Genomic DNA, 20,252 nt, shown 5'->3' on the forward strand with positions numbered 1-20,252 from the left:
CTGCAAACCATCGCCCACAGGGGTGGGCTCCCAAAGCCACAAATATCGCCGCATGGCTGGCAAATACAGAGGCCAAGCAAACTTCATGAGGCCGGATCAATCGTGTCGCTCACAGCGTCAAAACCGGTCACAAAAAATCGGCATTTCTTGTTGCAAACCAGCCAATGTCTTGATGCTTGCGCCATACTCTCATTTCATGCATCGAACCATCTTCACCACACCGGTCGTCAACACCTCACTGCGCTGGTTTTCCATCGGTTTTTTGCGCCTCAAAGGCTGGCGTGTCGAAGGGGCCTTGCCGCATGCCGGACACAAAAGCGTACTGATTGCCGCGCCACACACCAGCAACTGGGACCTTCCTTACACGCTGATGGTGGCCTTTGCCCTGCGCCTGACGCCTTACTGGATGGGCAAACAAAGCATTTTTACGTTCCCCTTCGGTCCACTCATGCGCTGGCTGGGCGGCATTGCGGTCAACCGCGAGCAATCGACCAACCTGGTCGCGGCCTCTGCGCAAGCACTGGCACAAGCACAAGGCCCGGTGCAATTGATCGTGCCCCCAGAAGGCACGCGCAGCAAAACGCGCTACTGGAAAACCGGTTTTTATTACATTGCCCAGCAAGCCCAAGTCCCCATCGTGCTGGCCTACATGGACTACAGCACCCGCCGCAGCGGCCTGGGCCCGGTGTTCACGCCCACGGGCGATGTGGACGCCGACATGGCCGCCATCAAAAGCTTTTACGCGCCTTTCAAAGGCAAAAACGCTGACCAATTTCAAACCCAGGAGTGAACCCATCATGGCCAAAGACTTCAGCACCATGGAAGACAGCAACCGTTCGTCCAACCCAGACATTCACCAAGTTATTGCCGCCTCGCGCCGCCGCTTTTTACAAGGCGGTGCAGCCTTGTCGCTGGCCACTGTGTTGGCCCCGTTGGCGGGTTGTGCCAGTTTGGGAGCAGCGCAGCCCAAACTTGGCTTCAAAGGCATTCCGGTGGGCATGGGTGACAAGTTGGTGGTGCCAGAAGGTTATGTGGCCACATCGTTGGCCCCGTGGGGCGAGGCGGTGGGCATCCCCGGCAACATGCCCGCTTTCAAAACGGACGGCTCCAACACCGCCGACGAGCAAGCGGTGCAAATGGGCATGCACCACGACGGGCTGGCCTTCTTTGCGCTGGAAGGCTCGCGCCGTGGCCTGCTGGCCATCAACCACGAATACACCGACGACGGATTGCTGCATGTGGGTGGCTTCAGGAACATGAACCTCGAAAAAGTGCGCAAATCGCAAAACGCGCACGGCCTGTCGGTCATCGAAGTCGAACTGAAGAACCAGCAATGGCAGATGGTGCGCCCCTCGCGCTACGCCCGCCGCCTGCCCATGAGCGCCCCCTTCAGCGTGGGCGGCCCGGCCGCTGGCCACCCCCTGATGCGCACGGCCGCAGACCCCGAGGGCCGCACCGTGCTGGGCACTCTGAACAACTGCGCCAGCAGCAAAACCCCATGGGGCACCTACCTGTCAGGCGAAGAGAATTTTGCTTTTTACTTTGGCGGAGCCGACAAGCCAACGCCCGACCAAAGCCGCTGGGGTGCCCGCAAGGATGGCCTCTACGCCTGGGAGAAACACGACGCACGCTTTGACCTCAAACAAAACCCCAACGAATACCACCGCTTTGGCTGGGTCGTTGAACTCGACCCGATGGACCCCACCAGCACCCCCATCAAACGCACAGCCTTGGGCCGCGCTGCGCACGAAGGCGCCTGGGTGGGCGTGACCAAAGATGGCCGCGCGGTGGTCTACTCTGGCGAAGACGCCCGCTTTGAATACATCTACAAATTTGTCAGCCGCGACAAGATTGCACCGGCAGGCAAGGGCCTCACCCAAGCCCAGGCCAACAAGGAGTTGCTGGACCACGGCACCTTGTACGTGGCGCGCTTTGACGCCGATGGTCGGGGCCAGTGGTTGCCGCTGGTGCACGGCCAGGGGCCACTGACGGCGGCCAACGGCTTTGCTGACCAAGGCGAAGTCGTCATCAAGGCCCGACAAGCCAGCGACTTGCTGGGCGGCACCAAGATGGACCGCCCCGAATGGCTCACCATCGACCCGGACAGCGGCTGGGTCTATTGCACCTTGACCAACAACAGCCAGCGCGGCGAACCTGGCAAACCGGGCGTGGATGCGGCCAACCCGCGCGTCAACAACGTCATGGGCCAAATCATCCGCTGGAAAGACGAAGGCGATTTTGATGGCCGCCGCTTCGAATGGAACCTGATGGTGCTGGCGGGAGACCCGGCCAACGAACGCGCCGAAGCCAAAGGCAACATCAACGGCGACATTTACGCTTGCCCCGACGGCATTGCGTTTGACCAGCGCGGCGTGCTGTGGATACAAACCGACACCCACGCCACCCAGATGTACAAAGGCGAACTGGCCCGCGTGGGCAACAACCAGATGCTGGCCTGCGATCCGGTCACCGGCGAAACCCGCCGGTTTTTAACCGGTCCCACCAACTGCGAAGTCACGGGCGTAGACCTGACCCCAGACGGCACCACGATGTTCATCAGCATCCAGCATCCCGGAGAAACCCCCACCGACCGCAGCGACCCGGCCGACCCTGCCAAATTCTCCAACTGGCCTGACTACACCCCCGGTGGGCGGCCGCGCTCGTCCACGGTGGCCATTCGCAAAAAAGATGGCGGCGTGATCGGCACCTGAAACTGTCAAGACAGTCAAAGAGCCCGCATGAACAGCCATCGGATGCGCCTGAAAGTCGCCTTGTGCGCACTGCTGATGGCCTTGAGCCTGCCCAGCCCAGCGCAACGCACCATTGACCTGCAAGGCCACCGGGGCGCACGCGGCCTGCTGGCCGAAAACACCCTGCCCTCCTTTGCCTTGGCACTGCAAATGGGTGTGACCACCCTCGAGCTGGACGTGGTGGTCACACAGGACGATGTGCTGGTGATCAGCCACGATCCGGCTTTGAACCCCGACATCACCCGCGACGCGCAAGGGCGCTTTCTGAGCAACAAAGGCCCTGACATCCGGCAACTGACGTTTGAACGACTGCAAAGCTACGATGTCGGACGCATCAAGCCAACATCGCGCTACGCCCAGACTTTTTCAGCGCAAAAGGACTTGGACGGTGTTCGCATTCCCCGTTTGAAAGACCTGTTCGAGCTGGTCAAGGCCCAAGGCCACACGCAAGTCAAATTCGCCATCGAAACCAAAATCACGCCACAGCGCCCCGACCAAACGCCAGACCCCGAGCGCTTTGTGCAGCTGCTGCTCAAGGAGATCAAGGAACACAGCATGAGCGAGCGGGTGCAGATTTTGTCCTTCGACTGGCGCACCCTGCAGGCCGTGCAAAAAACCGCCCCTGGCATGCCCACGGTTTACATCACGGCGCAACTGGCGGCTTTGGACAACCTGGGCATCAAGGCAGGCCAACCCTCGGCCTGGACTGCGGGGTTTCAGCACGCGCAACACGGCTCGGTGCCCAAAATGATCAAAGCCGCTGGCGGCACGCATTGGTCGTCGTTCTGGCGGGAGCTGGATGCCCAGAAAGTGCGCGAGGCCCAAAGCCTGGGCCTCAAAGTGCTGGCCTGGACCGTGAACGACCGCGAAACCATGGGCCAGATGCTGGACTTGGGGGTAGACGGCCTGGTGACAGACCGCCCAGACATCGCGATCGAACTGCTCAAAGCGCGCGGCCTCCGCTGGTAAGCCACGGGCTTGAAGGCATGAGGCAAAAAAACGTCAGACCCGCTGCCTGGCCTCGTTGTCGGCGATATCACTTCGCGCCAGGCTCATCCTCTGCGCGAGAGACTGGAATAGGCCCAAAAAGACCTCAATGGACACTTTTTACAGGTGATTACCCCTAGACCTCCTTGCCCCTAGAGTCTTGCGATAAGGCCTTGAAACCGTTAAGGTCTAAGGACACTCTTGGACTTTTCCATGTACCTCAATTTACCGGGCCTCCACTTCAACCCGTTGAAGGGACACACAAGCGCATTGCTCACGCTCATGTCGTCCCTGGGGCAGCAATTGAGCGCCTTTCGGTCGCAGCCCAACAAAGCCGACGCCTTGAATGCACAAGAAGAGTGCAAAAGGTCTTTGACCGAGGCCATCGAGACCCAGATCATTCCACGCCTGGTGCAAGCTCACCGGGTGTCCTTGCCCGAAGTTGACCCCGCCGCACTGGGCCCTGGCATCTCGCCCAAACAACTGGCCACGTTTGTGGCCCTGAGCAAATCCAGTCAGGCCAGCGAAACCACCCAATTCGTCGACGAGCTGCTGCACCAGGGCGTCACCACCGACCGGATTTTCCTGGATCTGATCGCCCCTGCTGCGCGGCAGCTGGGCCAGATGTGGGATCAAGACCTGTGCGACTTCACCGAAGTCACTTGTGGCCTGGTGCGCATGCACGAGATCACACACCGCCTGGGCTTCGAATACCAAAACGGTCCGCAACTGGGCGGCGACGTAAAGCGCATCATGTTGGCCTCAGCCCCAGGCTCGCAGCATTTTTTGGGCATGACCATCGTGTCCGACTTCTTTCGAAAAGCCGGCTGGGACGTGGTCATCGAAATTTCAGTCTCCGAAAAAGAGCTGGTGCACGCGGTCAACAACGAGTGGTTTGACGTCATTGGTATCTCGTGCGCCACCGAAACGCAACTCAAAGCCCTGCCCGGTCTGATCCGCGCCCTCAAGGCCGCATCGGGCAACCCCGAACCGGGCGTGCTGCTCGGCGGCCCCATTTTCACTTTGCAAAAACATGACGCTCGCAGCTTGGGCGCCGACGGCATTTGCGTGGACGTGAAAGAAGCCGTGGCGCTGGCGGCCTCTTTTCGCGAAGGCCCCAGCCCGGTGGCCAACGCCTGAGCTAAGGGCTTCGATCCCGAGCACTGGGCTTCGATCCCGAGCACTGGGCTGCGTCCTGAGTGCTGGGCTGCAGTCCCGCTTTTGCAGTGAGGTTGCCCTCCTCAACTTGCTTGTCATCTTCATCCTGAACTTGCGTTTTTCATCAAGCCCTGCGGCGCGATCCTGACACCGGGGTTTGGTGGGCCGCTGCCGCTTGCACCCCTTGGTTAATCTCGGCGGCCCCGGCCAGCACGGCCGACCCGCTCACCGCAATGCCCTGTGACTGCTCAAAGCCCGAAGCCTGCGGCAGCATCGCCTGCAGCACCGACTGCACCTGTTGCAAACGCGGATCGTCCAAGTGCGCGTCATCTGTGGTGTCGTTGATGCAAAAGAAATCAAGCGCACCGAACTCGGCCGCCAAGGCCTGCAGTTGGGAATGCTGATCGACGTCACCCGTGGACACATGGCGGTGACGGTAAGTGCGCATCTGTGCCAAGCTGTGTGCCAGCGCCCAACGCAGCACAAAGTCCGACACGATGGTCGGCTTGTCCCAGCTTCGGAAAACCGTCGAGCGCACACCCGCAAACAACTCGGGGGCCGCGCCCTCCAGCGCAAGCAGCAGCGAGCGCCGCATGGGCCGGGGCGAATGGGCAAACGTGCGAAATGTGCTTTGGTAAAGCGCGTCTTGCGCCCTCAGCCACTCTATCGATAAGCGGCAAGCGTTCTCCAGCGAAGTTGCGTCCATGCGCATGGCCTCGTCGGTGACGGGCGGCTCGTCTGACCAGGTCAGGTAAAACCCGTTGGGCGTGAACCAGTCGGCCGGGTTCAAAGGCGCGCCCAAAAACACATCGTCGTTGAAGTAAAAATAACGCTCGGACAAGCCCGGAATGTGGTGAATCCACGATTCAATGTGGCCCGAGTCAAAGGTAGGCAAAGAGGCCTCGGGCATCAGCTCACGGTGGTCCACCAACGTCAATCGGTCCGAGGGGCGCAGCCAGTCCGGCGCTTGCGCATCGGTCACGATATACACATGGCCGTGTTGCGGGAAAAATTTCTCCAGCGCCCGCAAGCTGTAGCGCAGTTCATGGTTGTCCCGAAAGCGGCCCTCCACATTGCTGTAACGCGCCATGGCCGCGCCCGTGTCGCGGGGCAATTGCGCCAAAGCAGCTTGGCGCTTGGCTCGCCAGCTCGAATCGTTGCCGTCCACCCACAAATAAACCACGTCAATCGGCTCTTCGGGCAGATGGTGCATGCCAGCGTGCGCTGGGTCTGAGGGCACTCGGGCGGTGGTGCGGGCAGTGGAGGGTCTGAAATTTTTCAAGCGGCAAGTCTATCAGCGGGCCACGAACGCATTTTCAATACCCACCCCGGTGTCGGGGCCACTGACCTTAAGGGCCGACAAAGCCCCATCACACAGGGTGCACCTGCAAGAGCCACAGCAGCGCACTGAGTGTGAAGAACGACAGCACTGTGGTCACCAACAAAGCCGCAGCGCTCACCGTGCTGTGGCCGTGGCGCTGGTACAAGATGGTGAAGATGCCGAGCATGGGCATGGCCCCGGTGAGCAAAGCTGCGGCCCGCAAAGCCGGATCTGCAATCGGCACCAGCCACACCAGCACCGCCCACATGGCCAGCGGGTGCAGCACCAGCTTGCCCAGAGCAATCGGCAGCACCGTTCCCTGCAGCCCCCGCGCCTGCAAGCCCACCAAAGAGCCACCAATCACAAACAGCGCCAGCACAGCGCTGGACTGCGCAAACAAATCGACGGTACGCGCCACAGGCGCAGGCATCTGCAGGCCAGAGAGCGAAAACGCAAAACCCGCCACCACGCCCCAAATCATGGGGTTACTAAGCACGTTTTTCAAGGTCTGCAGCAACACGCTTTTCCACTGCCCGGGCTGGCCCTGCGCGTCAGCAATGGCCAGCAGCAAAGGCAACAGCAAAAAGTTTTCGACCACCATGTTCAAAGCCAGCGCCACCCCCGCCACCGGGCCAAAAGACAACAAAATGATGGGGTAACCCACAAAGCCGCTGTTCGGGCACGACATGCCCATGGCCATCATGCTGCTGTAACTCAGGCTCTGGCCCAGTACCTTGCGCGCCCACCACAGGCCCAGCCCAATCACCAGCAAAGACCCCAGGGCATAGGCCAGCAAATAGTTCAGGTTCAGGATCTCCGCCACGCTGCGTTGCGAGAGCGCGTTGAATAGCAATGCAGGCAGGGCCAGCTGCAGCGTGAAACGCCCAAACACCTGCATCTCGGCCTTGGCAAACAGCCCCATGCGCGTGCACACATAACCCAGGGCAATGGTCAGGTAAATCGGGACGGTGATGCCCAGTATTTCTAAAGTCGCGTTCATTCCAACCGTTCAGTGTGTTTCGCCAAGTGCAAAGCGCCAAACCGTCACACGCGACCTCTGCTTAAAATCTTCAATCGTCTATTGTATTTTTTATGCCGCCTCTTCAAAAACCCGTTTCTGACCTGTTGGATGTGCTGACCGATCGGCAATTCGAGGCTGACCGGGCTTCGTGCTTGCCCTTGCAATTTCAATCCCACGGCCGCAACGCCACACTCAGCGGTCTGATCGCAGGCGGGCGAGTGCTGCACCTGGGCTTTGCCGACCATGGTCCCCTGATTACCGACAAACGCGTGCAAGGCACTTGGCTCCACGACGATGTCATCGCCCACAGCCAGTTTTGCATGGGAGTGGACATCGATGCCCAAGCCGTAGCCTTGGCACAAGGCCTGGGCGTACCCCACCTGCACTGCCTGGACGTGTTTTCAACCGAGTTTGCCGAGCTGGCCGTGCGGTTTGCCCCCACCCATGTGCTGCTGCCCGATGTGCTGGAGCACCTGCAAGAGCCGGTGGCTTTCTTGCGCCGCATAACTCAGGTCCTGCCTCAAGTGCCCTTGATCGTTTCGGTGCCCAATGGGCTGAGCCTGCGCAATTTCCGGAACAGCCTGGGCAATGTCGAGCGCATCAATACCGACCACTTGTGCTGGTATTCACCCTTCACCGTAGCCAAGTTGCTCAGCAGGGGCGGCTATGCGCCCGAACAATTCTGGAGTTGCCAGATCGCCCCGGCCACCTCTTTCAAAGGAAAGGTGCTGTCGGCTCTGGCGAACTGGCGTCCGATATGGGCCGACAACGTGGTGGTGGTGGCGCGACCCCGGGCTTGAAACGCGAGCCCATGCCTTGGACTCGGCCTGCATCCTGTGCTCAAAGCGCTTCAGAACTGCCGGGCGCCACCGCATGCCGAAACGGGCTGAGAGCGATCCACAGCACCAAGGCCCCAAGGCTCAGGACCATGAAAGCAGAAATCCAGCCCAGGTGCGCGCTGGCGGTGAAATCAAAGACCGCAGACCCAACCAGGCACAAGGCGATAAAAACCGCGTTGATGCCAACACACAGCCACGAGTACATCGCCGCCAACCCTTTTTGGAAGGGCAAATGCGCAAAAGCAGCCATGAAGCAGGCCGCCATTTGCCATGCAACGAGCGGCCAGACGAAGTTCAAAAGGCCTTGCCAACGCGCATCAAGCCAACCCCAAAGTACCGCTGCTGACACCAACGCCCCCACGCCCAACACCAGCGCAGACGCGCCATAGGCCACATGAATCGGCCGCAGCCGCACCTGGGTATCGCTGCTGAGCACCACCTGCGCCCAGGCCGTGTGCACCAGCGCCGGAATAAAGCTCAAGAGGCGCAGCAGCGCCAGCAGCCAGCCGGCTTCTTGCACGCCGTAGTGGGCGGGCCAGCTCAGCGCCAGCGCCGTGGCGGCCAGGCCGTCGGTGAGGGTATGCAGCATCTTGAGTCGGGCACTGCGCGGGTCGGAAGAAGTCGGCGCAGCTGACTGGGCTAGCTGCAAGTCGCTGCCTGCTTCGGCTGACAAAGCCAGGTCAGCAGGTGACGCCGGTTGAAAAGCTAGCCACATCCACGCGGCCCCAACCAGGTAGCCCAAGCAGGCCGACACCAAAAGTACGGGCAGCTCGAGGCCCTCGCCACGCTCCGGGAAAAGCACGGCCCCCAGCACCGCCGCGGTTGCTGCCAGCACGGGCGGCACCATGCGCACCAATCCCATGGACCAAAGGCTGCCCACCCGCAAAGTCAGGCTTTGCGCCAGCAGCCAGCTCAGCTGTGTCAGGCCCAAGGCGGCAGCCCAGGCCCAAACCTGCGCCGCTTGTCCCAAACCCGACCAAACCGCCCCCAGCGCCGCCACCGGGGCCAGCCACAGCATGCGCCAGGCGCTTTGCCGCCAGGCGCGGCGCGCGGCGGCGCGGGGCTCTTGGTCACGCTCGGCCAGCAGGCTCAAAGGGCTTTGCGCCAGTGCCAAGCTGGCCCAGAAAAAGGCCAGTTGGCTGGTGGCAGAAAACACCCCCACCTCTTCGGGGCTGAACAGCCGAAACAGTGCGAGCGCCAAAAAACCCTGCGCTGCCAACGACACCAAGCTGCCCAGGGCGGCGGGGGCTGTGGCGCGGGGCAAGGATTGCCAAACTTTCCACCGTTTCATCTGTCGGCCCTAAACAAGGTGGCCCACACCGGCAAGCCTTGCAGCTGCTGAGACCAGCGCAAGGACTGCAGGTGCTGGCGATCGGTTTGAAGCGTGGGCAGACGCTGAACGGCGGCTAGCCATTCGGGCGCTGCAGCTTGCACGTCCAGCAGTTGCACCCGCCCGGCATGGACCAACGCGGTGCGCTGCGCCCAAGCATAAGAATTGCTGATGACGGGCAAGCCCAGCGCCAAGTACTCCAGCATCTTGGTGGACGTTTGCTCACTCAAAGGCAACACATCGGGCATCAGGTTCAAGCCCGCACGGGCCCGCAGCAGTTGCGCAGGCACTTGGTCTTGCGGCACACGCCCGGTGCTCTGGATGTGGCCCAGCGTGGCCAGGCGCTCTTGCAAAGCCGGGGGCACATCGCCCACCAGCAGCAAGCTCAATCCCGCTTGCCCTAGTGCTTGCAACAGCGGCACAAAGTGCAGCAATCGGCGCATCTCGCCCAGATAGACCAGGTCAAACTCGGGCGGCTGCAGCGCTTGCGCCGTCAAAAAAAAGTCGGGCACCCCCATGTCGCGCAGGGCGTAGGGCACAGCGCCAGTCGCGTTGTCGCCAAAGCCCATGCGCTGGCGCACCCAGTCGCTTTGGAACACCCGAAAGTCAGGCACCGGGTGCTGCCACTGTTTGATGCGGTCCTTGAGCCAAGCCAAGGGGGCCACGCTGGCCGAGGCGTATTCGTGCACCTGCACCGCGCCTTTCAAGCGTCGGGCTTGGTCTGCAGGCACGCGGCCGCAAATCCACCACACGGCCTGGGCGTCTTCAGGCACGGTGTAGGCCTGGGTGTGCATCTGCACGGCATGGCCCAGGTGCTCGATATGGGCCTGGTAAGCGGCCAACTCAGGCAAATAAGAGCGGGCGCCGTGCACAAAGTGGACAGTGATCACGACCGCCCTCCTGAGGAGGTGTCATCGCGCGATGCGTCCGTTTGTACCGCAACATGGCCCTGCCTTGGCCCTTGCTTTGGTCCTTGCTTTAGCCCCTTCCCTCTCCGTTGCAGCAATCGAGTGAGCACTTGGTCCCAGGCCTGCACAAAGGCCTCTAGGCGGTGCTGTTGTTGCAACAGGTCAATGGCCGCTTGCCGCTCGGCCGGCGCTTGCGCCAGGCAGCGCTGTACCGCCTGGGCCAGCGCGGCGGGGCTGTCATCGCGCGCCAGCCAGAGCGGGGCCTGCGTGCCCAGCATTTCCTGCATCGCGGGGATGGGTGTGCTCACGCAGGGCACGCCGCAGGCCAGCGACTCCAGCGCCGTCATGGGGTAACCCTCGTAGCGCGAGCACAGCACCGTGGCCCGCCAGGCCCGATAGGTCTGTGCGCTCACGGTTTGCTGGCCGTGCAGGTGCAAGCGGCCTTGGGCCAGCAGGTCTTGTCCGGCGCTGCGCATCGCGCCCATCAACTCGCCATCGCCTACCACATGCAGTTGGCAAGCGGCAGGCAAAAGGCGCAGCATGGGCAGCAATTGCAAAGGCTGTTTTTCGGGCGACAAGCGGCCGACAAAGCCCAGCGCCATGACCTCGGTGGCAGGCATGGCGGCGTCATCTTGGCCCGCACCGGGCAAGACCGCCGGGTTGCGGATCACGCTCAGGTTTTGAGGGGCTGCACACCGGGCACCCGCCATCACGCGCAGCAGGCTGTCATACGAGGTCTGTGAGGCGCACACCAGTTGGCTGGCCCTTTGGTAAACCGTGCGCAGCCAACCTATTTTGAGGCGCGAAGTCCCAGCTTGCTGCAACACCTCATGCAAAGGGCCGTGCACCCAAACCACGCTGGGCCTGCGGGCCAACCAAGCCAGGGCCACCGCCGCATAGGCCGGCCTGAAGTTGTTGGAGGCCACCAGCACCTGCGCCCGCCGCGCCGCCTGCCAGCAGGCCCACAATGATGGCCGCCCCTGGCGCACCGGCAGCCGCGTGACTTGCCAGCCGCGCTCGGCCAGGCCCGATTCGAGCCAATGCAGCGTGGTCTGTACCCCGCCCACGCCGGACTCTTCGGTCAACAACAAGAGGTGGCGAGGGCTTGACATGGGCAGGCTCAGCGCGCACCGCGCCCGGTCAGCACGGTCTGGATGGTTTTGAACACGATCAGCAAGTCCATGGCCAGACTGTAGTGCGTGATGTAGTAAAGGTCGTAGCTGAGTTTGATGGCGGTTTCATCGGCACTGGCCGCATAACCTTGCTGCACCTGGGCCCAGCCGGTCAGGCCGGGGCGCACCAGGTGTCGGTAGGGGTAGCTGGGCATTTGCTCGGCAAACTGCTGCACAAAACCGTCTTGCTCGGGGCGTGGGCCGATCAGGCTCATGTGCCCCATCAGCACGTTGAACAGCTGCGGAATTTCATCGAGCCGGGTGCGGCGAATCCAATGCCCGAAGCGGGTGATGCGCGTGTCGTTGGCCTGGGCGAACTGGGGGCTAAGTTGCGTTTCGTGGCGCATGCTGCGGAACTTCCAGATTCGGAAACTTTGGCCGTGCATGCCCGTGCGCCGCTGGCTAAACAGGGCCGGGCCGGGCGAGTCAATCTTGACACCACCGGCCACCAACAACGCCAGCGGCAACCACAGCGGCAGCAGGGCCAGCACCACGCTCACATCGATGAGGCGCTTGACCAGGTCGTACGCCGGGTTGCCATCGGTTTGCCACAGCTCGTTTTGCAGGGTCTCGTTCGCCATGCGCCCGGTCAGGCTTTGCTGCAAGGTCTCGGGGCTGTAGAGGCGGATGTGCTGCAGCTTGAGCGCAGTCAAAAAACGCTGACGCTCGGGTCTGGGGGGTAAAGACTTAGCAGGCAACACGACCGCGCCGTCACACGCCAGCGCCGTGCCAGGTGGCATGCCCTGCTCGGGCCAGGGCAGCAAGCGGATGCGCAGCAAACCCTGGCCGTCGGGCGCGGGCAGCCAGGGGGCCAGCAGGACGGGCACACGCGGGTCTTGGTACACCAGACGCAAAGGCCGGTGCCGCAAAAACCACTGGTCGGCCAGCCAAAACCAGAAGGTGCACAGCACATAGGTCAAAAGCAAAGCGCCGCGTGAATAGGGCTGCTGCAGCAAGGCAAAAGCCAAGGGCGTGAGCCAAAACGGCAAGCCAGTGGTGACCAGCAGCAGGGGGCCGCGTTCGGCCGCAGGCATGTGCGCCCCCCGGTACAGCAGGTGCGCCGCCAACGCATAGGGCACCAGACTGGCCAGCACAGTGCGCCCAAAGTCCACCGTGGCCAGGCCACTGGCCATCAGGGCCTGGCTGATGGCGTAGGCCAGGCCGATCATCGCCAAGCCCAGCAGGCTCCAGACCAAGTGGGCGCTTTGGCGGTGCGCTTGCTGCGAGGCCAGTTGCTGGGTGTGGCGGCGCGGACGCGTCATGGGCCAGCGGGCGGTGTGCATCAAGGGCGCTTGTTGGTAAATGGCCAGCACCGGCTCGGCCATGGCTTGGGGCTGAAACTGGGCTTCGTAGCGCGCGCGTGCGGCGCTGCCCAGCCGCTGGCGCAAGGGGGCATCGGCCAGCAGGGTCTGCAGCGCATCGGCCACGGCCTGCGGGGTGTTGGGCACCAGCCAGGCGCTTTCCTCGTGCGTGAGCATTTCTTCTATGCCGGGCAAGCGCGTGGCCACAATCGCCATGCCCGCGCGCATGGCCTCCAGAATGGAGATCGGCAGGCCCTCGTGGTCGGACAAGAGCACAAAAATCTGGTGCTGCGCCAGGCGCTGGGCCACGTCGATCACGTCACCCTCCAGTTGGATGTGCGGCATCGGGGCGGCGGCTTGTTGGTGACGGGCCAGGTCCGGCCCACCCCCCAAAATTCGGGTTGGGGGCTGCAGGCCAATTTGTGCCAGCAGGGCCAGGGCCTCGATCAAAACATCGGGCCGCTTGGGCGCGGCCATGCGGGCCACCATGACCAGGCTCGGGGGCTGGGTGCTCATGTCGCTGCGCCAAGGCACATCGGCCAGCGCGTTGTGCACCACACTCACCCGCTCGGGCGGCATGGGCAAACGCGCAGCCAATTGTTTTTCGTAGGCCGACACGCAAACCATGCGCGTGGTCCAGGCGGCCAGCACGGCCTCGGCCAGCCAGGCGTTGGTGCGAATCAGCCAAGGCGCTTGCGACTTGAAGCCAAAGCCATGCACCGTGTAGACCACCGGAATTTGCCGCAGCTTGCCCGCCAGACGTGCGATCACCCCCGCCACAGCGCTGTGGGCATGGATGACATCGGGCTGCAGCACGCGCAAATGCGCCAGCATGGCCCGCACCGAAGTGATCACCTTGAGGGGGTTGAGCGAGTTTTGCAAACTCGGCAACGCCAGCACCGCAATGCCCAAATCACCCAGGGCTTGACCCAGCACGCTGTGTGTGTCGTTACCGCCAATCACCACCGTGAAGCGCACCCGGCCCTGCAGGGCGCGGCACAGCTCCAGCACATGCGTCTGGGCACCACCGGCTTCGCCTTTGGTGATGACCAGGACAACATGGGGAACGGGGGGATGAACAGGGGCAGACATGCAGGGGCAACAGAAGGAGCCGGTATTGTCACCTTGAACGGGCTGCGCCAGGGTCAGCCCGAAAAACCCAGGGCCAGCCACAGCGCAGGGCCGCCGGTCAGCCCGTCCATCCAGATTGGCCGTGGAAAAACGCCAGTTCAACCCGGCGCTGCCGCTCAGTTATGACGTATGAGCCGAGCGGGACTGTATGGCCACCCAAAGTCCCAGCAAGCCAAACAGCACAAAGCAGACGAACGACCAGTTGGCGATCGATCCGCCCAAAAAGGTCCAGTCGATCTTGCTGCAGTCACCGCTGCCTTTGAAGATCATGGGGATGGCGCGGTTGAGCGGGAAGTTTTCGACCATGCCGTAAAAGTCGCGCCCGCAGTTGACCACCTCGGGCGGGTACCACTGCAGCCAGCTTTGGCGGGCGGCGGTGAATGCGCCAAAGCCCGCAGCGAGGGTCAAAAGCAGACTGGATGCAGCCAAGCCTATGCCGCTCAAACGCCAGCCGATCAAAGCCAGCACCACCACGCCAACCAATGCGTAGCGCTGCACGATGCACATGGGGCATGGGTTCAAACCCACCACGTGTTGCAAATACAAGCCGAAGGCCAGCATGCCGATGCCTGACAAGGCCATCAACAACATCCAGCGTTGGGGAGAGATAACGGACAGTTTCATGAGGTCTCTTCAAAAAACAAGGGGGCATTGTTCCCCCGTGTCGGTACAGGTGTGAGCGATCGGTTGAACAAAGCCCTGCGGGCCTCAGGCGTCGGCAAATGCCCGCTCGATCACGAAAGCACCCGGCGTGCTGGTGTTGCCCTCTTTGAGGCCACGCGCTTCGCAAATGCGCTTGAGGTCCTTGAGCATTTCGGGCGAACCACAAATCATGACGCGGTCGGTCTCGGGGTTGAGCGGGGGCAGGCGCAGGTCGGCAAACAACTTGCCGCTTTCCATCAGGTCCGTTACGCGGCCCTGATTTTGGTAGGGCTCGCGGGTCACGGTGGGGTAGTACAGCAGTTGCTGGCTCACCATCTCGCCCAGAAACTCGTGGGCAGGCAACTCTTTTGTGATGTAGTCGTGGTAAGCCAGTTCATTGACCTGACGCACACCGTGCACCAGGATCACTTTTTCAAAGCGCTCGTAAGTTTCGGGGTCGCGGATGATGCTCATGAACGGTGCCAGACCGGTGCCTGTGCCCATGAGGTAAAGGTTCTTGCCGGGCAGCAAATAATCGATGAGCAAGGTGCCGGTGGGCTTGCGGCCGACCACGATGGTGTCGCCCACCTGGATGTGCTGCAGCCTGGAGGTCAGCGGGCCATCGGGCACCTTGATGCTCAAAAACTCCAGATACTCTTCGTAGTTGGCACTGGCAATGGAATAGGCTCTTAACAGCGGTTTGCCGTTGTCGCCGCGCAGGCCGATCATGGTGAAGTGCCCATTCGAAAAGCGCAGGGCCTGGTCACGGGTGGTGGTGAAGCTGAAGAGGCGGTCGGTCCAGTGGTGAACGCTTAAAACGCGTTCTTCAAGAAATGCACTCATTTGGTGTTGCTGTGTGTGGGGAGTCAAGAGACCCAAAGCCCTGGGGGGATGCTGAAAACTTGCTACAGTTGCGGCCTGCAAGTCCACAAAAAACACGTTGCTGTTGCACCAACAACCCGTATTTTCGTGTGAACCGCTTCCAACTGGAAATACGGAAATTCTATATCCGTATAACCAGCGCTTCTTAAGATACATCAAGGCTGACAATCATCATGGCACGCAACGTTCAATGCATCAAACTCGGCAAAGAAGCAGAAGGTCTGGATTTTCCGCCTTACCCCGGCGAGTTGGGCAAGCGCATCTGGGAAGGCGTGAGCAAGCAGGCCTGGGCCGACTGGCTCAAGCACCAGACCATGCTGGTCAATGAAAACCGCCTGAACCTGGCCGATTTGCGTGCCCGCCAATACCTGGCGCGCCAAATGGAAAACCATTTCTTCGGTGATGGCGCAGACGCTGCTCAGGGCTATGTGCCCCCTGCCGCCAGCTGATGCCCAGCGGCACTTGATTCCCCATTTTTGAACCCTTGAGCTACGCTTGCGAGACGCGCCAAGCGCTGGTCATAGGCGCTGGCTTGTCAGGCTCGGCCGTGGCCCACAGTCTTGCCGTGCGCGGCTGGTCGGTCACGGTGCTGGACCAGGCACCAGGGGTCGGCGCTGGCGCGTCGGGCCTGCCTGCGGGCTTGGCCGCCCCCCACGTTTCACCTGACGACAACGTGCTCTCGCGCATCACGCGTGCGGGGGTGCAGGCCACGCTGCAACGCGCACAGGCACTTTTGCAAAGCGGTACCGATTGGGCGCAGACCGGCGTTCTGGAACACAACCTCGCGGGCAAACGTCGTCTGCCCTCTAACACCTCCGATCACCACAGCGCCCCGGCCAGCGCGGCGCAAATCGCTGCCGCGGGCCTGCCGCCCGATACGCCCGCGCTCTGGCATGAGCAGGCGGGCTGGGTCCGGCCCCGGCAACTGGTGGCAGCGCAGCTGCGAACGCCGGGCGTGCAGGTGCGGTGGTCGCAAGCCGTGCACACCATCGAACGGCGCGACCAGACTTGGGGCGTGCTGAACGCGCAGGGGCACACCTTGGCCCAAGCGCCTTGGCTGGTGGTGGCCAGCGCTTTTGACAGCTTGTCTTTACTGCAGCCCTTGCCCGGCTTCGCGGTGCCTTTGAATCCTCTGCGCGGGCAAGTCAGCTTTGGCCTCATGGCCGACTTGACTGAGGCCCAGCGCCAGCGGCTGCCACCTTTTCCGGTCAACGGCCACGGCAGCTTCATCAGCGGCGTGCCCACGCCCGAGGGGCCACCCGGCTGGTTCATTGGCGCCACTTTTGAGCGCGACTGCTCGCACTCGCCCGTGCGGGCAGAGGACCACATCGCCAACCGGCTGCGCTTGGCCACGCTCTTGCCGACCTTGGGCGAGGCCATGGCCACCCAATTCGGGCCGGACCGAGTCCACGGCTGGGCTGGATTGCGCTGCACCTTGCCCAACCGCTTGCCGGCGGTCGGGCCCATCGACCGTCTGCGCCTGCCGGGCCTGTGTCTGAGCACGGGGATGGGCGCACGCGGCATCAGCCTGGCCGTGCTGTGCGGCGAACTTACCGCCGCCTGGATGAACCAGGAAGCCCTGCCCTTGTCCGAGGCTTTGGCCAAACACTTGGCGGCCGAGCGTTTTGCGTCCGCTTGAAGGGCAGGATTTCAAGCCACTTCAGCTTGCATTTTTTTTGAGTTGGAGCCCACCCTGTGGGCGATGTTTTGCAGGGCGTGTGCCACGCCCATCGCCCACAGGGGTGGGTTCCTACAAGAATCTATCCCTTGACCAGTCCTCCAGGTTTCAAGGGGCCGTATCAATTTCATTTGCAGCAATACCCTGTACAAAGTCAGCCACATCATTCAATATCAGCGCTCATCGCCACTTTCTAAGGCCCCGACGGGTCTGACCAGCGGCTAACTTTCCAGGAGCTTCCATGGCACAGCCGTCTTTTTCCAGGTATTTGCCTTGGCTGGTGACGGCCCCCGCCGCGCTGGTGACACTGCCCTATTCGATCTGGTTCAGCTGTGGTTTTGGACTGCTGTTTGTGCTGGGCTGCATAGATTACGCCCAAACCCGACAGGCGGTGCGGCGCAACTACCCGCTCACGGGTCGCATCCGTTATGGGCTAGAGTACATCCGACCGGAAATCCGGCAGTATTTTCTGGAGGATGACGAGGAAAAACTGCCCTTCTCACGAAGCCAACGCGCAATGGTCTATGCCCGCTCCAAGGTGCAAAACGACAAGCGCGGATTTGGCAGCATCAAGGACATGTACAACGCGCAAACCGAGTGGATCACGCATTCGATGCAACCGACTCACCTGGACCCGGCCGGCTTCAGGGTCACGGTGGGCACACACCAATGCCAGCAGCCTTACGCGTTGTCGTTGCTCAACATTTCCGGCATGAGTTTCGGGGCCTTGTCGCCCAATGCCGTCAAGGCCCTGAACAAGGGCGCGGCCATGGGGCAATTCGCGCACGACACCGGCGAGGGCAGCATCTCCCGGCACCACCGCGAACCCGGGGGCGATCTGATTTGGCAAATAGCCTCGGGATATTTTGGTTGCCGCACACCGGAGGGCCGCTTTGACCCGGTGCGCTTTGCCGAGCAAGCCCGCTCGCCCCAAGTCAAGATGATCGAGCTGAAACTCTCACAAGGGGCCAAGCCGGGCCATGGCGGCGTCTTGCCCAAAGCCAAAGTCAGCGCAGAGATTGCCGAAGCGCGCGGTGTGCCCATGGGCCAAGACTGCGTGTCCCCGGCTAGGCACTCGGCCTTCAGCACGCCGTTGGAGATGCTGGCTTTCATCGCACAACTGCGCGAACTCTCCGGCGGCAAGCCCGTGGGCATCAAGCTGTGTGTGGGCCATCCCGCTGAATGGTTTTCGGTGGTCAAAGCCATGGTGGAAACCGGCCAAACACCGGATTTCATTGTGGTCGATGGCGCCGAAGGCGGCACGGGCGCAGCGCCTATCGAGTTTGCCGACCATGTGGGCATGCCGCTGCGCGATGGGCTGCGCCTGGTGCACAACAGTTTGGTGGGGGCGGGCCTGCGCGATCGGATCAGGATAGGCGCAGCGGGCAAGGTGATTTCGGCCTTTGACATCGCGCGTTGCCTGGCGCTGGGGGCCGATTGGTGCAATTCGGCGCGGGGTTTCATGTTTGCCCTGGGCTGCATCCAGTCACGCAGCTGCCACACCGACCACTGCCCCACGGGTGTGGCCACGCAAGACCCGGTGCGCCAACGCGCCATCGTGGTGACCGACAAGGCAGAGCGGGTGTATTACTTCCATGCCAACACATTGCACGCACTGGCCGACTTGGTGGGCGCTGCAGGTTTGCAAAAACCGGGCGACATCACGGCGCAACACCTCATGGGCCGCAATGCCGAGGGACAGGCCCGTACCCTGGCTTCCAGCATTGACACGCTGGCACCCGATCAACTCTTGCGTGAGCCGTCTGAGCCACACACGCTGCCCAGTCCCTTTGCCGAGTTCTGGCATGCCAGCCAGGCGGGGCATTGGGGCGTGCCCGCTGGCGCAGCCCCCCTGCCCAACTGAACCAGATCCCTGACGATGGGTGTGCGCCTTCTTGGGTGACAAGCCCACAGCTTTGGCGACAAAACTTTGGGCTTGCTTGGTGTTTAATGAGCCATCCATTTCGCAACATTCAGTTTCCAATGCTCCTTGGTCCGCCTCACCCCAACCCACCCGCCTCATCTCAACCGAAAGTACCAGAATCTGCGTTGGAAGCTCTGGGCCAAGTCGTTTTAAAGGATGATCAAAACCTGATCATTTGGCGTCAGGACAACGAGGCCATATTGCGTGCAAAGCACGCCTTGCAAACCTTGTGGCGCGCAGAGGCCCCAGCTGTTGCGGTAGAACACTTCACAGGTCAACAACGCCTGGCTTTGCTCAGCCACATCAACCAAGGCATTGCCCAGCTGGGGTTGAAACAGGCGATGCAAACGCCATCGTCAGCCTCTTTGCCGAGGCAAATCTCCATCATCACCAACGCCGAAGAGCTGTCCGCTTCGGATGTTCAGATGTTGCAGGATCTCACGCAGCACCTGCCCGGCCTGCGTTGGCGCTGGGTTCTGCTTGGCCTTAATCCCTCGGGTGAACACAACAATGCGGCCATCGCGGGCATGAACCTCTCCGAGCCCAACCCTCAGTGGATGGTTGAGCCCCTCACCCTGGCATCTATCCCCCTCGCGACCGAAGCGGCCTCGAGCCCCGCATCCAAACAACCATTTAAGCGTCTGGCCTGGCTGAGCTTGGCGGCCCTGTTGGGCTTGGGCGCATGGGGCACGGCGCTCCACTTTTCTGAACCCAACTCCGTAAATTTTGAGGCGGACAAGCGGTCTGAGGCTACAACGCCAGCGGCTTCGGCACCTTCGCTTGATACATTGCCAAGTCAACCCAAAGACCTTGTGGCATCCGCCGTTGCGGCAGAATCCGCCGCCATGCCGCAAGCGTCTGATGCCGCGGACACCCGCAACGAAGTGCCGGCCATCGCCCTGCGGGGCGTGCGGTGGCTGGCCCTGCAATCGCCAGAGTTTTTTGTCCTGGAGCATGGCGCGTTTCGAACCGCCGCGCAGGCCCAAAGCCTGATCCAAACACGAAACGAACTGGCCAATGCGCGCGTGCTCATGCGCAAGAGCGCCTCCCCGTTTGGCCAGTTTGTGGTGATCACAGGACCCTTCCGATCACAGGAGCGGGCACAAAACTACAAGGTTCGGGAAAACCTGCCGCCCCAGATTCAGGTGCGCAGGGTCTCCGATGTCTTGGCGGAAAGTGTGAGGACTGCACCTTAGGGCTCTTGAAAA

The 20,252-nt window shown here is 62.0% G+C and carries 17 protein-coding genes; 9 read left to right on the forward strand and 8 right to left on the reverse strand.

Annotated elements, in window-relative coordinates:
* Positions 1-196: 196 nt before the first annotated feature.
* The 4 genes from B9Z49_RS01715 to B9Z49_RS01730 all read left to right on the forward strand — a co-directional run bounded on the left by B9Z49_RS01715 (position 197) and on the right by B9Z49_RS01730 (position 4,877).
* Positions 197-790 carry a 1-acyl-sn-glycerol-3-phosphate acyltransferase gene (locus B9Z49_RS01715; protein ID WP_108351735.1) on the forward strand — a complete coding sequence of 198 codons (594 nt, stop codon included), beginning with the start codon at positions 197-199 and terminating at the stop codon, positions 788-790.
* A 7-nt stretch (positions 791-797) separates the two neighbouring features.
* Positions 798-2,711 carry a PhoX family phosphatase gene (locus B9Z49_RS01720; protein WP_108351736.1) on the forward strand — a complete coding sequence of 638 codons (1,914 nt, stop codon included), beginning with the start codon at positions 798-800 and terminating at the stop codon, positions 2,709-2,711.
* A gap of 27 nt (positions 2,712-2,738) precedes the next feature.
* Positions 2,739-3,719, forward strand: a complete 981-nt coding sequence (locus B9Z49_RS01725) for a glycerophosphodiester phosphodiesterase (protein ID WP_233254463.1) — start codon at positions 2,739-2,741, stop codon at positions 3,717-3,719.
* A gap of 231 nt (positions 3,720-3,950) precedes the next feature.
* Entirely contained in the window at positions 3,951-4,877 is a 927-nt protein-coding gene (locus B9Z49_RS01730; protein WP_233254464.1) for a B12-binding domain-containing protein, read from the forward strand.
* Positions 4,878-5,019: 142 nt separating this feature from the next.
* Here B9Z49_RS01730 and B9Z49_RS01735 read toward each other — a convergent pair whose 3' ends face one another.
* Both B9Z49_RS01735 and B9Z49_RS01740 read right to left on the reverse strand, forming a co-directional pair.
* A complete protein-coding gene (locus B9Z49_RS01735; protein WP_233254465.1) occupies positions 5,020-6,177 on the reverse strand; it encodes a stealth family protein in 1,158 nt (385 codons plus the stop codon).
* 88 nt (positions 6,178-6,265) lie between these two features.
* Positions 6,266-7,216 (reverse strand): AEC family transporter, encoded by a 951-nt coding sequence (locus B9Z49_RS01740; protein ID WP_108351737.1) that lies wholly within the window; start codon positions 7,214-7,216, stop codon positions 6,266-6,268.
* Positions 7,217-7,308: 92 nt separating this feature from the next.
* Between B9Z49_RS01740 and B9Z49_RS01745 the strand changes: the two genes are divergently transcribed.
* Positions 7,309-8,037 (forward strand): bifunctional 2-polyprenyl-6-hydroxyphenol methylase/3-demethylubiquinol 3-O-methyltransferase UbiG, encoded by a 729-nt coding sequence (locus B9Z49_RS01745; RefSeq protein WP_108351738.1) that lies wholly within the window; start codon positions 7,309-7,311, stop codon positions 8,035-8,037.
* A 40-nt stretch (positions 8,038-8,077) separates the two neighbouring features.
* Here B9Z49_RS01745 and B9Z49_RS01750 read toward each other — a convergent pair whose 3' ends face one another.
* The 6 genes from B9Z49_RS01750 to B9Z49_RS01780 all read right to left on the reverse strand — a co-directional run bounded on the left by B9Z49_RS01750 (position 8,078) and on the right by B9Z49_RS01780 (position 15,403).
* Positions 8,078-9,367, reverse strand: coding sequence for a hypothetical protein (locus B9Z49_RS01750; protein WP_108351739.1), 1,290 nt, complete (start codon positions 9,365-9,367; stop codon positions 8,078-8,080).
* On the reverse strand, positions 9,364-10,296 hold the full coding sequence (locus B9Z49_RS01755) for a glycosyltransferase (protein ID WP_108351740.1): 933 nt from the start codon (positions 10,294-10,296) through the stop codon (positions 9,364-9,366). Before B9Z49_RS01755 ends, B9Z49_RS01750 begins: the two co-directional genes overlap by 4 nt.
* Entirely contained in the window at positions 10,293-11,426 is a 1,134-nt protein-coding gene (locus B9Z49_RS01760) for a glycosyltransferase (protein WP_146188439.1), read from the reverse strand. The genes B9Z49_RS01755 and B9Z49_RS01760 overlap by 4 nt, the downstream gene beginning before the upstream one ends.
* 8 nt (positions 11,427-11,434) lie before the next feature.
* A complete protein-coding gene (locus B9Z49_RS22135) occupies positions 11,435-13,879 on the reverse strand; it encodes a sugar transferase (protein ID WP_233254466.1) in 2,445 nt (814 codons plus the stop codon).
* Between the two features lie 159 nt (positions 13,880-14,038).
* Positions 14,039-14,542, reverse strand: coding sequence for a disulfide bond formation protein B (locus tag B9Z49_RS01775; RefSeq protein ID WP_108351742.1), 504 nt, complete (start codon positions 14,540-14,542; stop codon positions 14,039-14,041).
* Between the two features lie 84 nt (positions 14,543-14,626).
* Positions 14,627-15,403, reverse strand: a complete 777-nt coding sequence (locus B9Z49_RS01780) for a ferredoxin--NADP reductase (RefSeq protein ID WP_108351743.1) — start codon at positions 15,401-15,403, stop codon at positions 14,627-14,629.
* 212 nt (positions 15,404-15,615) lie between these two features.
* On the opposite strand from B9Z49_RS01780, the gene B9Z49_RS01785 reads away from it, so the two are divergent.
* The 4 genes from B9Z49_RS01785 (at position 15,616) to B9Z49_RS01800 (ending at position 20,240) form a co-directional block, all read left to right on the forward strand.
* Complete coding sequence (locus B9Z49_RS01785) at positions 15,616-15,891, forward strand: oxidative damage protection protein (protein WP_108351744.1); 276 nt, start codon at positions 15,616-15,618, stop codon at positions 15,889-15,891.
* Positions 15,892-15,926: 35 nt separating this feature from the next.
* On the forward strand, positions 15,927-17,081 hold the full coding sequence (gene mnmC / locus B9Z49_RS01790; RefSeq protein WP_108351745.1) for an FAD-dependent 5-carboxymethylaminomethyl-2-thiouridine(34) oxidoreductase MnmC: 1,155 nt from the start codon (positions 15,927-15,929) through the stop codon (positions 17,079-17,081).
* Positions 17,082-17,361: 280 nt separating this feature from the next.
* Positions 17,362-18,984, forward strand: coding sequence for an FMN-binding glutamate synthase family protein (locus B9Z49_RS01795; protein ID WP_108351746.1), 1,623 nt, complete (start codon positions 17,362-17,364; stop codon positions 18,982-18,984).
* A gap of 185 nt (positions 18,985-19,169) precedes the next feature.
* Positions 19,170-20,240: a hypothetical protein gene (locus tag B9Z49_RS01800; RefSeq protein ID WP_108351747.1), complete on the forward strand. Its 1,071-nt coding sequence runs from the start codon at positions 19,170-19,172 to the stop codon at positions 20,238-20,240.
* Positions 20,241-20,252: the final 12 nt, after the last annotated feature.

The organism is Limnohabitans sp. 2KL-51 (assembly GCF_003063645.1).
Lineage (GTDB): Bacteria > Pseudomonadota > Gammaproteobacteria > Burkholderiales > Burkholderiaceae_C > Limnohabitans_A.